At 74.3% G+C, this 14,536-nt stretch carries 14 protein-coding genes; 2 read left to right on the top strand and 12 right to left on the bottom strand.

The features are described from left to right. Positions 1–40: 40 nt before the first annotated feature. Positions 41–1,474: an MFS transporter gene (locus tag ABT170_RS37740; RefSeq protein WP_329946518.1), complete on the bottom strand. Its 1,434-nt coding sequence runs from the start codon at positions 1,472–1,474 to the stop codon at positions 41–43. 139 nt (positions 1,475–1,613) lie between these two features. On the opposite strand from ABT170_RS37740, the gene ABT170_RS37735 reads away from it, so the two are divergent. Then, positions 1,614–2,321 carry a TetR/AcrR family transcriptional regulator gene (locus ABT170_RS37735; protein WP_329946519.1) on the top strand — a complete coding sequence of 236 codons (708 nt, stop codon included), beginning with the start codon at positions 1,614–1,616 and terminating at the stop codon, positions 2,319–2,321. Here the strand turns inward: ABT170_RS37735 and ABT170_RS37730 are convergent. The 4 genes from ABT170_RS37730 to tsaB are packed head-to-tail and all read right to left on the bottom strand — an operon-like array spanning position 2,278 to position 4,851. Continuing rightward, positions 2,278–2,544, bottom strand: a complete 267-nt coding sequence (locus ABT170_RS37730) for a hypothetical protein (RefSeq protein ID WP_329946520.1) — start codon at positions 2,542–2,544, stop codon at positions 2,278–2,280. The two genes, ABT170_RS37735 and ABT170_RS37730, sit on opposite strands and share 44 nt — an antisense overlap. Next, positions 2,541–3,701: a tRNA (adenosine(37)-N6)-threonylcarbamoyltransferase complex transferase subunit TsaD gene (gene tsaD, locus ABT170_RS37725; RefSeq protein ID WP_351875229.1), complete on the bottom strand. Its 1,161-nt coding sequence runs from the start codon at positions 3,699–3,701 to the stop codon at positions 2,541–2,543. Before tsaD ends, ABT170_RS37730 begins: the two co-directional genes overlap by 4 nt. After that, complete coding sequence (gene rimI, locus ABT170_RS37720; RefSeq protein ID WP_329946522.1) at positions 3,701–4,192, bottom strand: ribosomal protein S18-alanine N-acetyltransferase; 492 nt, start codon at positions 4,190–4,192, stop codon at positions 3,701–3,703. The genes tsaD and rimI overlap by 1 nt, the downstream gene beginning before the upstream one ends. Then, positions 4,189–4,851 carry a tRNA (adenosine(37)-N6)-threonylcarbamoyltransferase complex dimerization subunit type 1 TsaB gene (tsaB, locus tag ABT170_RS37715; protein WP_266922979.1) on the bottom strand — a complete coding sequence of 221 codons (663 nt, stop codon included), beginning with the start codon at positions 4,849–4,851 and terminating at the stop codon, positions 4,189–4,191. The genes rimI and tsaB overlap by 4 nt, the downstream gene beginning before the upstream one ends. A gap of 177 nt (positions 4,852–5,028) precedes the next feature. Between tsaB and ABT170_RS37710 the strand changes: the two genes are divergently transcribed. Continuing rightward, positions 5,029–5,571, top strand: coding sequence for a hypothetical protein (locus tag ABT170_RS37710; RefSeq protein WP_351875225.1), 543 nt, complete (start codon positions 5,029–5,031; stop codon positions 5,569–5,571). Between the two features lie 127 nt (positions 5,572–5,698). On the opposite strand, the gene ABT170_RS37705 is transcribed toward ABT170_RS37710, so the two are convergent. The 7 genes from ABT170_RS37705 to alr all read right to left on the bottom strand — a co-directional run bounded on the left by ABT170_RS37705 (position 5,699) and on the right by alr (position 14,467). After that, a complete protein-coding gene (locus ABT170_RS37705) occupies positions 5,699–5,893 on the bottom strand; it encodes a hypothetical protein (RefSeq protein ID WP_329946524.1) in 195 nt (64 codons plus the stop codon). A gap of 124 nt (positions 5,894–6,017) precedes the next feature. Next, the gene (locus ABT170_RS37700; RefSeq protein WP_351875222.1) at positions 6,018–8,126 is read right to left on the bottom strand and encodes a protein kinase domain-containing protein; all 2,109 of its coding nucleotides are present in this window, start codon (positions 8,124–8,126) and stop codon (positions 6,018–6,020) included. Between the two features lie 102 nt (positions 8,127–8,228). Beyond that, complete coding sequence (locus tag ABT170_RS37695; protein WP_351875219.1) at positions 8,229–10,442, bottom strand: serine/threonine-protein kinase; 2,214 nt, start codon at positions 10,440–10,442, stop codon at positions 8,229–8,231. Positions 10,443–10,448: 6 nt separating this feature from the next. Continuing rightward, complete coding sequence (locus tag ABT170_RS37690) at positions 10,449–11,390, bottom strand: protein kinase family protein (protein ID WP_329946527.1); 942 nt, start codon at positions 11,388–11,390, stop codon at positions 10,449–10,451. 148 nt (positions 11,391–11,538) lie between these two features. After that, a complete protein-coding gene (tsaE, locus tag ABT170_RS37685) occupies positions 11,539–12,072 on the bottom strand; it encodes a tRNA (adenosine(37)-N6)-threonylcarbamoyltransferase complex ATPase subunit type 1 TsaE (protein ID WP_351875216.1) in 534 nt (177 codons plus the stop codon). Then, the gene (locus tag ABT170_RS37680) at positions 12,041–13,279 is read right to left on the bottom strand and encodes an alpha/beta fold hydrolase (protein ID WP_329946529.1); all 1,239 of its coding nucleotides are present in this window, start codon (positions 13,277–13,279) and stop codon (positions 12,041–12,043) included. The genes tsaE and ABT170_RS37680 overlap by 32 nt, the downstream gene beginning before the upstream one ends. Positions 13,280–13,291: 12 nt before the next feature. Continuing rightward, on the bottom strand, positions 13,292–14,467 hold the full coding sequence (gene alr / locus ABT170_RS37675) for an alanine racemase (protein WP_351875212.1): 1,176 nt from the start codon (positions 14,465–14,467) through the stop codon (positions 13,292–13,294). Positions 14,468–14,536: the final 69 nt, after the last annotated feature.

Here is a 14,536-nt window from a genome sequence, read left to right as displayed (position 1 = left end):
CCGGATGCTGTGGAAGGTAGACCTCCGGCGCCCCCCGGACTCATCGGGACACGCCCGTCGCCCCCTCCGCCCCGGCCGCGGCCGAGGCCCGCTCACCCGCGGGGAGCAGCACCAGCGCCGCCAGCGCGGCCAGCGCCAGGAGCCCTGAGCAGACCCAGAAGGCCGCCACATAGCCGGAGGCCAGTTCGGAGCGCCCGGAGCCGCCGCCGGTCACCTGGGCGGCGACGGTGACCAGGACCGCGAGGCCCAGCGAGCCGCCGACCTGGCGGGCGCTGTTGAGCAGCCCGGACGCCATGCCCGTCTCACCGGGCACGACCCCTGTCGTGGCGGCCGTGCCGAGCGGCACGAAGCACAGGCCGACGCCGAAGCTCGTCACCAGGGACGGGCCGAGGACCGAATGAAGGAAGCCGCCGTCCGCCGTGGCCGTCGCCGCGAACCCGGCCATGCCGAGCGCGGCGATCGCCCCGCCGGTGGCCAGCAGCCGCCGGGTGCCGAGCGCCGCGACCGTACGGGTGGCGAGGATCGAGCCCGCCACGACGCCCACGCAGAACGGCAGGAACGCGGCACCGGCCGCCGTCGGCCCGTAGCCCAGCACCAGCTGGAGGTAGAGCGAGACGAAGTAGAACGCGGCGAACTGGCCCGAGGACAGCAGCAGGCAGAACAGGTTCGCCGTCAGCACCGGCCGCCCCTTCAGCAGGCCCGGCCGCAGCAGCGGCGACTCGGTCCGCAGTTCGACGGCGATGAAGGCCGCCAGCAGCAGCACCGCGGCGCCGAGCGTGCCCAGGGTGGTGGCGGAGCCCCAGGGGTGGTCCGCGGTCCGTACGAGCCCGAGGACCAGCAGCGTCGTACCGGCGGTGGCCAGCAGCGCCCCCGCCACATCGAGCCGGGCGCCGGTCCGGACGGGCCGGGCGGTGAGGCCCGTACGCACCGACGCGGCCAGTGCGAAGGCCACGATCGGCACGTTCACCAGCATCACGGACCGCCAGCCCGCCGCGTCCGTGAGCAGCCCGCCCGCGAGCACGCCGACCGCGCCGCCCGCCGCACCGGACATGCCCCACAGCCCCAGGGCGCGCGAGCGGGCGGGCCCGGCCGGGAAGGCGAGGGTGATCAGGGCGAAGGCCACCGGGGCGAGCGCCGCCGCGCCGACCCCCTGCACCGCCCGCGCCGCGACCAGCGCGCCCGGCGACTGCGCCAGACCGCCCGCCAGGCTCGCCACCCCGAACAGCACCAGGCCCGCGGTCAGGACCCGGCGGCTGCCGATCAGGTCGGCGAGGCGCCCACCGAGCATGAGCAGCCCGCCGAAGGCCAGGGCGTAGGCGTTCACGACCCACAGCAGGCCGTCCCGGCCGAAGCCGAGATCGCTGCGGATGTCGGGCAGCGCCACGTTCACCACGGACATGTCCAACGACACCAGGAACTGCACGGTGAGCGCCACGACAAGCAGCCAACGCACGTGCTTCGCGTCACTGTTCACGACTTCCCCTTCTCTCACATCTCTCGGCCCGAAAATTACTATACGCGTATAAAAATTGATCGCGGACGCACTGGAGGAAGACATGAACCACAACGGCCCCGTGGGGAGAGATGTGACGGGCGCGGGAGACAATGCCCCGGTGTCAGGGACAGAGAAGGAACAACCGGCGAGGAAGCGATCCGTGGGACGGCCCCGCAGGCTGGACCCGGACGCGATGGTCGCCACCGCGCGCCGGATCATCGAGGAAGAGGGCGTCGGAGCCCTGAGCATGCGGCGGGTGGCGAAGGAGCTCGGCAGCACGCCGATGGCGCTCTACCACTACGTGAAGGACAAGGACGAGCTGCTGATGCTCACCCTGTCCGGCACGGCGGCGGCCTTCCCGCGGCCGGAGCTGCCCACCGACCCGCGCGCGCGGCTGCTCGCCGTGTCCGTGCACATGCACGACATCCTCGGCCGGATGCCGTGGGTGCTGGACATCCTGGCGCTGGGCGAGCTGACCGACAGGAACGCGCTGTGGATGGTGGAGGAGATCATCGGCTCCGCGCTCGCCTGCGGCCTCTCCCCCGCCCGCTCGGTGCGCGCCTACCGGACGATCTGGAGCTACGTCTACGGCGACCTGGTCTTCCGCAGGGCGGCGGCCCGCAGGGCCGAGAACCCGCCGAGCACGCGGTACTTCCCCGAGATGGTCACCGCCGAGGACGCGGACACACTGCCGCACCTCACGGCGGTCAAGGACCGGTGGCGCGAGTACGCCGCCGACTACGAGGTCGCCGACGAACTCGACGCGATCATCGAGGGGCTGATCAGCCGAGGGACTCGAAGCGCCAGCGGTGCACCGCCCGGGTGATCAGGCCGGCCTCCGGCTCGGGGAGTTCGGGCAGCTCGTCCCCGTACTCCCCCTCCCACCAGGTGATCACCAGGACCCGGTCCTGGGGGGCGCGCAGCAGTTCGCTGCGGAGCGGCTCGCGGGCCAGCTCGCCCGTCCGGGCCCGTGCCCACTCCAGCAGTTCGGCGCCCCGCCCCTCGGTGGCGCGGGCCTCCCACATCAGCGCGACGGTCGAATCGCTCATGAGTACAGGTTGTCCTTGCTGATCTCGTGCACATGGTCGTGATCGTGCGTGTGGCCGTGAGCGTGTCCATGGCCGTGACCGTGACCATCGCCGTGACCGTGACCGTGGCCGGGCTCGCCGGGCACATGGGTCTCGGTCACCGGGAGCGAGGAGTCCGCCGACAGCCCCAGGTCCGAGACGGGCCGGTTGCGGGCCACCATCTCCGCGCCCAGTGCCGCGACCATCGCCCCGTTGTCCGTGCAGAGCCCCGGCCGGGGCACCCGCAGCCGGATACCGGCCCGCTCGCAGCGCTCCTCGGCCAGCGCCCGCAGCCGCGAGTTGGCCGCGACCCCGCCACCGATCATCAGATGGTCGACGCCCTCGTCCTTGCACGCCCGGACGGCCTTGCGGGTGAGCACATCCACCACGGCCTCCTGGAACGACGCCGCCACGTCCCGTACCGGCACCTCCTCGCCCGCCGCCCGCTTCGCCTCGATCCAGCGGGCGACCGAGGTCTTGAGGCCGGAGAAGGAGAAGTCGTACGCCGGGTCGCGCGACCCGCTCAGCCCGCGCGGGAACGCGATCGCCCCCGGGTCGCCCTCCTTGGCCAGCCGGTCGATGACCGGGCCGCCGGGGAAGCCGAGGTTCAGCACCCGGGCGATCTTGTCGAAGGCCTCCCCCGCCGCGTCGTCGATGGTCGCGCCCAGCGGCCGTACGTCGTTCGTGATGTCCGGGGCCAGCAGCAGCGAGGAGTGCCCGCCGCTGACCAGCAGCGCCATGGTCGGCTCGGGCAGCGGGCCGTGTTCCAGCTGGTCGACGCAGATGTGCGAGGCGAGGTGGTTGACCCCGTAGAGCGGCTTGTTCAGGGCGTACGCGTACGCCTTGGCCGCCGAGACGCCGACCAGCAGCGCCCCGGCGAGCCCGGGACCGGCCGTGACCGCGATGCCGTCCAGGTCACGGGCGCTGATCCCGGCTTCCTTCAGGGCGCGCTCGATGGTGGGGACCATCGCCTCCAGATGGGCGCGGGAGGCGATCTCCGGGACCACCCCGCCGAAGCGGGCGTGCGTGTCGACGCTGGACGCCACGGCGTCCGCGAGCAGCGTCGTCCCTCGCACGATGCCCACGCCGGTCTCGTCGCAGGAGGTCTCGATACCGAGTACGAGCGGTTCGTCAGCCATCAGTCAGTCTCAGTTTCTTGTACGTGGAGGCGCATGACGAGCGCGTCGATGTTGCCCGGCTGGTAGTAGCCGCGCCGGAAGCCGATCGGCTCGAATCCGAAGCGTTCGTACAGCTTCTGCGCCCGGGTGTTGTCGACGCGGACTTCGAGGAGCACCGTGGCGCACTCGAAGGCCGTGGCGTGCTTCAGCAGATCGGTGAGGAGTTCGGAGCCCAGACCACCGCCCCAGTACTCACGGATCACCCCGATCGTCTGGACGTCGGCGAGGTCTCCGAGGGCCGCGAGTCCCGCGTAGCCGACGATCCGCCCGGTGGCCGGGTCCTCGGCGACGACATAGCGGCGGGTGGCCCCCGGCCCGCGGGAGTGCGCCAGCTCGGACCAGAACATGCCGGGCGACCAGGCGTCGTCCGGAAACAGCTCGTGCTCCAGCTCCAGCACCGGTGCGATGTCCCACCAGCGCATCTCGCGCAGCACAGCGGCCGTGGTCCTCACTTGGGGGTGACCACCTTGTAGTTCTTCGGCACCTGCGCGTCGGGCCTGCGCAGATAGAGCGGCTGCGGAGGCAGCAGCTCGGCTCCGGCGGCCAGCCGCTCGGCGGCGAGCGCGGCCAGCGCCCCGGCCGAGACGTGCTCGGGTCCGCGGGCGTCGCCGAACGCCTCGGGATACAGCACCGCGCCCGCCCCGACCACGGGGAGACCCGCCAGCTGCCCGGCGATGTCGGCCGGCCGGTCGACGGCGGGTTCACCGGTACGGGTACGGGAGTCCTCGTACCGCGCCCAGTAGACCTCCTTGCGGCGCGCGTCCGTCGCCACGGCGAACGGGCCCTCCAGCCCGGCGAGCCCGGCGGCGTACGCGAGGCCGTCCAGCGTGCACAGCCCGTACACCGGTACGGAGAGGGCGGAGCCGAAGGTGGCGGCGGTGACCAGGCCGACCCGGAGCCCGGTGTACGGTCCGGGGCCCACGCCGACGACCAGACCGGTCACGGCGTCGAGTTTCACCCCGGCCTCGGCGAGGACCCGGTCGACGGCGGGCAGCAGCAGTTCCCCGTGCCGGCGGGCGTCGACCTGACCGGACTCCGCGATGACGGATCTCCCGTCGTGAAGGGCGACGGTGACGGCGGGGGTGGCGGTATCCACAGCGAGCAAGAGCACGCAAACAGCCTACGGCTCCGCCGACAAAGGCACGGCGCCCGTCCGTCGTACCGATCTGCCCCGCCCCGGCTGCTACCGTCACCGTGGATACGCGTATACGACGTAAACGCTTGTATGACATGCCCTGGGTGGCGTGCGAAAGGGGAGCTCACGGTGGCAAGAGGAAGCTCGGGAATCGTGGCCGGGCTCACTGCGGCGGCCGTCGCCGTGGTCAGCTTCCTCGCCTACCAGGCATCGGCGAACGCGCCGGAGTCGGTGGCCTCCGTCACCCCGAAGGCGTCCGCCTCGGTCTCCGCCTCGCCCCACCCCTCCACGAAGCCCGAGAAGCCGGTGCGCCCGCTCGCCGTCCCGGCCGATTCCGGCACCGGGGCGCGCGTCGTCTACGCGCTCGCGGACCGCCGGGTGTGGCTGGTGAACGCGAAGGAGAAGGCGGAGCACACGTTCACCGTGATGCCGAGCGCCGTCAGCCCGCTGCCCGGGACGTACGGGGTGACCTCGCGCTCCGGCAGCCTCCAGGGATCGGACGGCGTGCTGGTCGAGCACGTGGTGCGGTTCGCGAACGTCGGCGATGTGGTCGTGGGCTTCAGCGCGGCGCAGGACGGCTCGATGGAGAGCCCGGACCCGACATCGAAGACCGGCGGCGTGCGGATGAAGCGGGCGGACGGGGACGCGGTGTGGACGTTCGCGACCGTCGGCGTCAAGGTCGTCGTCGTCCCGTAGCGGACCGGGCGCCCCCTCCCGCAACTGAGGGACCGGGCGCCGTCACCCCGCAACAGAGGTCCGGGCGCCGGAGTCCGAGCCCCCACCGGCCTCCGGGCCGCCCTGCCGGGATGATCCGGGCGAGGTCCTACGCCGCGTCGCGCCGCACGCCGGTCACCGCTCCGCCGTCCGGTTCGCCCTCCGCGCACGCGGGCGGTGTCGACACCGCCGTGGCCGCCGCGCAGGAGGCCAGCAGATCCTTCATCGACAGGGCGGACGGCTTCGGCCGAGGCGTCGGGGACTGCGACGGCTGCGGCTGCGCTTCATGCTCGGACGTCGGCATGGATGCCTCCCGGGCTCCACTGGAGGGCGTGGTTAGGCAGACCTAACCAGATCTCCACTCCATGTGACCACGCCCACCGCGCCCCGCGCAACAATTTACCGACGGCTTGTCGGAAAGAGTGCGCTCAGAAGACCGGCAGCGCGGTGAGCGACGCCCCGTCGAGCAGGAAGACCCGCCCGCCGTCGGCCGTGATCCAGTAGCGGTCGACGTTCTTGATCAGGGGGAACACCCATGGCTCCCGCTCAAGGTCCAGGTCCAGAACGTTGATGCCGCTGGCCTTCGCGTTGACGGCCACCGACCAGAAGCCGTGGCCCTGGACGAGGAGCGGGCTGGGCGGGTCGCACTGGACCAGCCCCTCGTAGGTCCAGTCGGTGGGCTTTCCGTCGGCGATTGCCAGACGCCGGGGGAATCCGGTGACGGCCGCGTACACATGCGTGCCGTGAAGGGTCGGCGGACCGGAGGAGACCGGCACCCCCCGCACCTTCCCGAAGGTGTCCACGGCCCAGCGCTCCTTGCCGTCACCGGCGTCCAGCGCCGCCAGACGGTTGCCGCTCACGACGACGGTGTCCCCCGAGACGGCGAGCCCGGGGCGGCCCGTGGACTGCCCGCGCCGGACCCATGCCCTGCGCCCGTCGCCGGTGGCGAACGCCGCCACGCCGCCGCCCCCGACGACGATCAGCCGCCCCGGCGCGGTGGCACCGCGCGCCCCGGACTCCGCGGTGAGGGAGATCCCGGCCTCGGCGGTCCAGCGCACCTTCGCGTCGGACCGGCCGACGGCACGCACCCGGCCGTCCCCGGTGACCACGTACACCGCGTCGTCGTCGGCGGCCAGGACGGAAGCCACCTCCGCCTCCGCCGTCCACTTCGGCTCGCCCGTCGAGGCGACGAACGTGCGGAGCACGCCCTTCCGGTCGGCCGCGGCCACCAGCCTTCCGGAGAGCGCCGCATAGCGGCTGCCCGCCGTGACATCGGGTGCCTTCCACTTCTCCGAACCGTCGACGACGCTCCGCGCCACGAGACCGCCGCCCTTCGCCCCGGCGACGATCACATCGCGCACCGGAAGGGGCGCCGGGGTATTCGTGCCGACCGCCGAGGCCACGGTCCACAGCGGCTTCGGGGTCTGCCCGTTCACATAGTCGCCCCGCTCCGTGGACAGGGCGCGGAGCTTCGGCGTCGGCACGGCGGGCGGTATGTCGAACGGGCCCCCGCCGCTCTCCCGTCCGCTCCACCACACCGCGCCGCCCCCGGCCGCCGCCACCGCCCCGCCGACCGCCAGCGCGGTCAGCAGACGGCGGCGCGTCACCGGGCCCCCGGTGACGGCGGCGGCGCCCGCGCCCCGGCCCGGCACGGTGGTGGTCAGCTCGTGGAGGCTGCGCTCGCGCGCCGAGACGTCCTGCGCGAGCGGGCCCTGCCGCCAGACGCGGTCGGCGCCGCGCGGCGGGTCGAAGGCCCCGGCCAGCTGCTCCGGCACGGGCCGGTGCGCGGGGTCCTTGGCCAGACACGGCGCGATCAGGGGCCGCAGCACGGGAGGGACCCGGTCCAGCCGCGGCTCCCCGTGGACCACCTCGTACTGCACCGCCGCGACGTGCGCCCCCTCGTACGCGCGCTGCCCGCTCGCCGCGTACACGAGCACGGCGCCGAGCGAGAAGACGTCCGCCGCCGGACCCACGCGCCGGCCGAGCGCCTGCTCGGGGGCGCCGTATCCCGGTGTGACCGGGACCTGCCCGGTCACCGTCAGGGTGAACCCGTGCTCGGGGCGGGCGATGCCGAAGTCGATGATCCGGGGACCCGCCGAGGTGAGGACGATGTTGGCGGGTTTCAGGTCGCGGTGGACGAGACCGGCGGCATGGATGTCCTGGAGCGCGCGGGCCAGCGCCACCGCCAGGACCCGCACCCCGGACTCGTCGAGCGGACCGTACGCGCGCACCGCCTCTTCCAGGTCCGGGCCGACGAGGAACTCGGTGGCGATCCAGGGGCGCCCGCCCTCGGTCCGGGTGTCCAGCACCCGGGCCACTCCCTCACCGGTGACGGCCTGCGCCATCCGGGCCTCGCGGACGAAGCGCTGCGCCAGATTCCGGTCGTGCGCGAGGTGGGAGTGCAGGACCTTCACGGCGGCGGCACGCCCCTGCCCGTCCTGTCCCACGTACACCTTGCCCATGCCGCCCTCCCCCAGCACACCGCGCAGGTGGTACGGGCCGAGTCGGATCGGGTCGCCGGTTTCCAGGGGCTTCATGTTTCAGCGGTGCTTTCCGTGAGTGCGGTGACGGGGGTGGCGCGGTACGGGGGTACGGGTACGGGGCCGCTCCGCGCCTGAGGGCGCGAGGGTCCGGTGCGTTCAGCCCAGGGGGTACGCCGCGGCGTACGCGTCGCCGAGCGCGATGAGCGTGCCCGAGCCCTCGTGCGGGAAGTACCGGCCGACCGCGGCCCTGTAGGGGCGGGACGAGACGCTGGTACGCGCGTCCGTGACGGTCAGCCCCGACGCGGACGCGCTGTACACCCGGCCGCCGCTCACGGCGGGTGCCACGTCCAGAACGGTCCCGGTGTCGGCGCGGCCCTTCTCCGTCCAGCGCGGTTTCCCGTCACCGGCCCCGACCGCGACGACGCCCCGGTCCTGCTCCACGGCATACACCACGCCGCCCTCGACGGCCGGCGGGCCGTACGCGGCCCCGGCGCTCCCCCTCGCGTACCGCCACGCCTGCGCGCCGTCGGCCAGCCGGAGCGCGAGGAGTGCGCCGGAGCCCGTGTAGACATGCCGGTCGTCGACCGCGAAGCGGGCCCGGGTGAAGGCGGGCCCGTCCCCGTCGAGCGGCCGGCTCCAGAGCCGGCGCCCGGTGCGGGTGTCGCGGACGGCCAGGCTGATCCCGCCCTTCGCGGACTGCTGGACGAGAACGAGATACCGGCCCCGGACCTGAGCCGTCAGGAAGTGCAGCGGTTCGGACCCGTCCGGCCGCGCGGGAAGCGGCTGGGACCAGCGGGTCGCTCCCGTACGGCTGTCGAGCGCCAGCAGCGACCAGGTCTGGGCCTTGAGGAATCCGTCCGTCGAGTAGGGTCCCCGGCCGCCGACCGCGTACAGGGTGCCGTCCGCGACACAGAGCAGCTGGTTCTCGAAGAACCGTCCCCGCAGGTCGGGAAGCCGGGCGAAGGGTGTGGTGAGCTTCCCGTCGCCGAGCCCCACCGTGCCGATGGTCAGCGGGTCGGTCTCCTCGAAGGGGAACTCGATGGCGTAGATCTGTTCGCCGTCGCTGGTGACCTGGTGGAAGCGGTAGGTGTCGAGGTCCGTCCACCGGGCCTTGCCGGTCCTCGGGTCCAGCGCCTGGAGCGTGCTGGCACTGTCGGCGACCACCACGAGCTCTTCCAGGAGCAGCGGAGCCGGTGGTACACGGGGGCTGATCCCGTAGTCGGCCCGCACCTGCCAGAGCTGGTCCGAGGCGGGGCCCTTGGAGGGGTTCTGGCCGGCGGCGCCCTTCTCCGGACCGTCGTCGTCGGCCCCCGTCAGATACCGGGCCCCCGCCGCCACCCCGGCCGCGCCGAGCAGTCCCGCGCCTCCCAGGGCGAGCACACGGCGGCGGGACATGCCGGGCCCGGCCCCGTCCACGGCCGTCCCGGCGAGCGCGGGACCGTGGCCGTGCTCGTGCTCATGGCCGGCGGGCGGCGGCAGGCGGTGGGGGGTGACGGCCCAGACCGCCGCCGCGCGACGGGCCATCTCCATGAGCAGGGGTTCGGGCAGCTGGTCGGCGAACTCACCTGCGGGCGGGGCGAGTTCGTCGGCGAGCGCGGTGGTGGTGGGCCGGCCGGCCGGGTCCTTGCTCAGGCAGCGGGCCAGCACGGGGACCAGGGCCGCGGGCACACCGGTGAGGTCGGGGGTGGTGTAACGGACCCGGTAGAGCAGGTCCGCGGGCAGCCCGGAGCCGAAGGGACCGTGTCCGCTCGCGGCCCAGGTGAGCACCCCCGCGAGGGCGAACACATCACCGGCCGAGGTGTGTTCCTGGCCGGTGGCCTGTTCCGGGGACATGTACGCGGGCGTACCGGCGGCCGCTCCGGTGCGGGTCAGCCGCTCGTCCCCGAGGGCGCGGGCGATGCCGAAGTCGATGACCTTGGGGCCGTCCGCCGTGAGCATGATGTTGGACGGCTTGAGGTCGCGGTGGACGACGCCCGACAGGTGCAGCTGGGTCAGGGCCGCGCAGAGCAGGGCGCCCAGGGCCCGTACCGCCGTCTCGGGCAGCGGCCCGGCGAGCCGCACCGCCTCGTCGAGCGGCGGCCCGAGGACGTACTCCGTTGCCAGCCAGGGGGTTTCGGCGGCGGGATCGGCCTCGAAGACCCTGGCGCCGTGGACGGGGCCGATGACGCGGGCGGCCTCGGTTTCGAGCCGGAAGCGGGTACGGAAGGCGGGGTCGGACGCGATGCGGGCGTGCATCGTCTTCAGGGCCACGGTGCGCCCGCCGCCGGAGCGGGCCAGATAGACGGTGCCCATGCCGCCGCTGCCGAGCCGGGCGAGGGGGCGGTGGCCGCCGAGGGAGTGCGGGTCGTCGTGGGTGAGCGGAGAGAACATCGGCCGTCAGCCCCGGGCGGTAGGAACGGTGGTGGACAGTGGGAGCTCGGCCGCGAGGGCCGCGGCGGACTGCCGGACGAGTCCGGCGACGACCCGCGCGGGCAGCGGTACGGGGAAGGCGGCGTCGAGCACGGTGGCCCCGGGCGCACCCGTCCCCGGCCCGTCACCCGTCCCCGCACCCGGCCCCGGGAAGCCCGCGGCCCCCGCTCCGGGTCCGGCGGCGAGGCGTGCCGCGTCCGGGCGGGCGGCCGGGTCGCGGGCCAGGCAGGCGGTGATCAACGGGCGCAGGGAGGCGGGCAGTTCCGCGCTCTCGGGCACGACATGTCCGGTGCTCGCGTACGAGAGCACCGCTCCCAGCCCGTACACATCACCGAGGGGGCGCGGGCGTCCGCCCGTGAGCTGCTCCGGGGCGAGTCCGCCGGGCTCCGGGCCCACGCGCGCCGTGCCGTCGGGTCCCGCCGCGCGCACCGCGCCGAATCCGGCCAGCCACGGCCCGTCCGCCGTGAGCAGGACGGCCGACGGGGACACCCCGGCATGGGTCACGCCCTGGGCGTGGGCCGCCGCGAGCGCGTTGGCCAGGGCCGCCCCGAGGGCACGGACGAACCGTTCCGGCAGCGGTCCCCCGTGGGCCGCCAGCGCTGCGGGGAGGGGCAGTACGGGTGTGTAGGGCGCCGCGTACCAGGGGAATCCGGCCGGGTCGTACGCCGCCTCCGTCACCGGGAGGAAGCCCGGGACGGACAGCCGGAGCGCCTGCTGCGCCTCCTCGGCCCACCGCGCCGGATCGGCGTCGGCGCGCGGGACACAGACGAGGACGGTGCGCTCGCCGTCGGCCGCGCGGGCGAGATAGCGGCGGTCGGGGACGGGGCGGCCACCGTCCCGCGCGTCCAGCGCGGCCAGCGGGACGTACGGCCCGATCCGGGCAGGGTCGTCCTGGCGTAGGTGTTCCATGCGATGTCCCCCGAGATCAGTGCCGAACGGGGTTCAGACTACTGAGCGGGCCCGCGGCACCGGTCGGGGCACTCCCCGCGCTCCGGCCCCGCACGGACCTCGCCCGGCCCGCCGCGGCCCCGTCCCGTACGCGCCCCGGCGCCCCGCTCTACGCCAGCTCCGCCCGCAGCCCCGCCCAGCGCGCCCCGATGCCCACCAGCGTCACCTCGCGCCGCTCGTCGTCCGTGTCGCCGACCGCCCGGTCGATGAACACCTGGAGCCGGTCCTCCGACAGGTCCTCGACCTTGCCGTCGCCCCACTCCACGACCACCACCGAATCCGGCAGCGACACATCGAGGTCCAGGTCCTCCATCTCGTCGAGCCCGCCGCCCAGGCGGTACGCGTCGACGTGGACCAGCGCCGGACCCGTCCCCAGGGGCGGGTGGACCCGGGCGATCACGAAGGTGGGGGAGGTGACGGCGCCGCGCACCCCGAGGCCCTCACCGAGCCCCCGGGTCAGCGTCGTCTTCCCGGCACCCAGTTCGCCGGTGAGCATGACCAGGTCGCCGGGGGCCACGACGCGGGCGAGGCGGCGGCCCAGCTCCCCCATCTGTTCGGGGGACTCGACGGCGATCCGTACCGTGACGGGGACCTCTGCGCCCGGGGACGTCTCAGCGGCCGGGCTGTTGTGCGGTGCTTCCATGCTCGCCAACGTTAGCCGCAGGCACCGCCCCGATCCGTACCAGCAGGTCGGCGAGACGGTCGGTGACGGTCTCCGGGTGCTCCAGCATCACCAGGTGCCCCGCGTCCGGCACGATCACCAGCTCGGCGTCCGGCAGCACGTCCGCGATGGCCTCGCTGTGCGAACTGGGCGTGACCAGGTCCTTGTCGCCCGCCAGGATCAGCACCGGGAGGTCGCGGAAGGCGGGCAGCGCCCCGCTCTTGTCGTGTTCGGTGAAGGCGGGATAGAACTCGGCGACCACATCGATCGGGGTGGACTCGATCAGCCGCTCGGCGAACCGCGACACCGCCGGGTCCACGTCGCGCGATCCGAACGAGTACCGCTTGATCAGCCCCGCGAAGAGGTCGGCCGTCGCCCGCCGCCCCCGCTCCACCAGCTCCGCCTGCGAGCCGAGCGCCTTGAGCACCCCGGGCAGCACCCGGCGCACCGCGTTCACACCCGCCACCGGCAGCCCGAAGCTCACCTCGCCGAGCTTCCCGCTCGATGTGCCGACGAACGCGACGGCGGCCACCCGGTCCCGGATCAGCGCCGGGTACTGGTCGGCGAGCGCCATCATCGTCATGCCGCCCATCGAATGCCCGACCAGGACGAGCCGGCCCTCGGGCGCCGCCGCGTCGATGACCGCCTTCAGATCGCGGCCGAGCTGGTCGATGCCGACCGGTACGCCGTCGGCCTGGGCCCGGCCGCGCTCCGACCGGCCGTGGCTGCGCTGGTCCCAGTGGACCGTGCGCACCAGACCGCGCAGGGCCGCCCGCTGGAAGTGCCAGGAGTCCTGGCTGAGGCAGTAGCCGTGGCTGAAGACGACGGTGACCGGTGCGGGGGCCTTCCGCCCGAACAGCCGTCGCCGCCGCGAGCCGGCGCCGCCCTCGCCCGCCTCCGCCGGGGCGGGGGGCTCGGTCTCGTCGACCTCGTAGTACAGCTCGGTCCCGTCGTCCGCGACCGCCCGCCCCGGCATGCCGCGCAGCGAGCCGTAGGGGCCGGTGGCGTCCAGCGCGAGGCGGGCCTTCTTCCGCATGCCCCGGCCCACGGTGAGCCGCTCGACCGCGACCCCGGCCGCCGCGCCCGCCGCGATGACTCCTATCGCGGCGCCCGCGATGCCCGCACGGCGCCAGCCTGCCGCCGCTGCGGCCGTCGCCGCCGCCACGTCCCCCGCGCTGCTCTCGCTCACCGTGCCGCGCTCCTAGTCGTTGTCGGTCGGGATCTCGTGCGGCTCGTCCTGCTCGTTCGTGTACACCCGGGGCACCCGGGCCCCGATCCGGGTGACGATCTCGTACGCGATGGTGCCGGCGGCCACCGCCCAGTCCTCGGCGGTCGGCTCGCCCCGGTCGCCGGGTCCGAACAGCACGGCGTCCGCGCCGGGCTCCGGCCGGTCGCCCGTGAGGTCGACGACGAACTGGTCCATGGCCACGCGGCCCGCGATCGTGCGCACGCGGCCGTCGACGAGGACGGGGCCGCGCCCCGAGGCATGACGCGGGATGCCGTCCGCGTAGCCGAGGGGGATCAGGCCGAGGGTCGTTCCGGCGGAGGTCGTGTAGTGGTGCCCGTAGCTGATGCCGTGCCCGGCCGGGACCTCCTTGACCAGGGCGAGGGACGCGGCGAGCGTCATCACGGGGCGCAGTCCGAAGTCGGCGGGCGTGCCCACCTCCGGGCCGGGCGAGATGCCGTACATCGCGATCCCGGTCCGGACGAGGTCGAAGTGCGCCTCGGGGAGGGTCAGCGTCGCCGGGGAGTTGGCCATGTGCCGCACCTCGGGCTCGACGCCCTCCTTCTCCGCGTACGCCACCATGTCGCGGAACACGCCGAGCTGGGCGGCGATCGAGGGGTGGCCCGGTTCGTCGGCGCAGGCGAAGTGGGACCAGAGACCGGTGATCCGGACCCGGCCGGCCTTCTCGGCGGCGCGGGCCTCGGCGACCAGGTGCGACCAGTCGGCGGGCTGGCAGCCGTTGCGGCCGAGACCGGTGTCGGCCTTGAGGTGGATACGGGCCGGCCGGCCGGCCGCCTCCGCCGCGGCGGAGGCCTCGCGCAGCGCCCACATCCCGCTGACCGACACGTCGATGCCGGCCTCGATCGCCTCGCGCCAGGGGCCGCCGGGTGTCCACAGCCAGCACATGAGCGGGCCGTCGAGCCCGGCCGCGCGCAGGGCCAGCGCCTCGTGCGGGGTGGCGGTGCCGAGCCAGGTCGCGCCCGCCTCCAGCGCCGCCCTGGCGCAGGGCACCGCGCCGTGCCCGTAGGCGTCGGCCTTCACCACGGCCATGAGCCGAGCTCCGCCCGTCCGCGCGCGCAGGACGCGCACGTTCGCGCGCAGGGCGGCGAGGTCGATCTCGGCACGGGCTCTCAGGGGCGCTGTCTCGTTCATCGCGCCCAGTCTCTCAGAGGCGTGGGGCGGCATCCCGTCACTGTCCGCACCCCCACCCGGCCAACCGTC

It is taken from the genome of Streptomyces sp. NPDC001787, from assembly GCF_040297465.1.
Taxonomy (GTDB): domain Bacteria; phylum Actinomycetota; class Actinomycetes; order Streptomycetales; family Streptomycetaceae; genus Streptomyces.
Note: the sequence above shows the minus strand (reverse complement) of the source record. Positions and strands in the feature narration are given on the sequence as shown.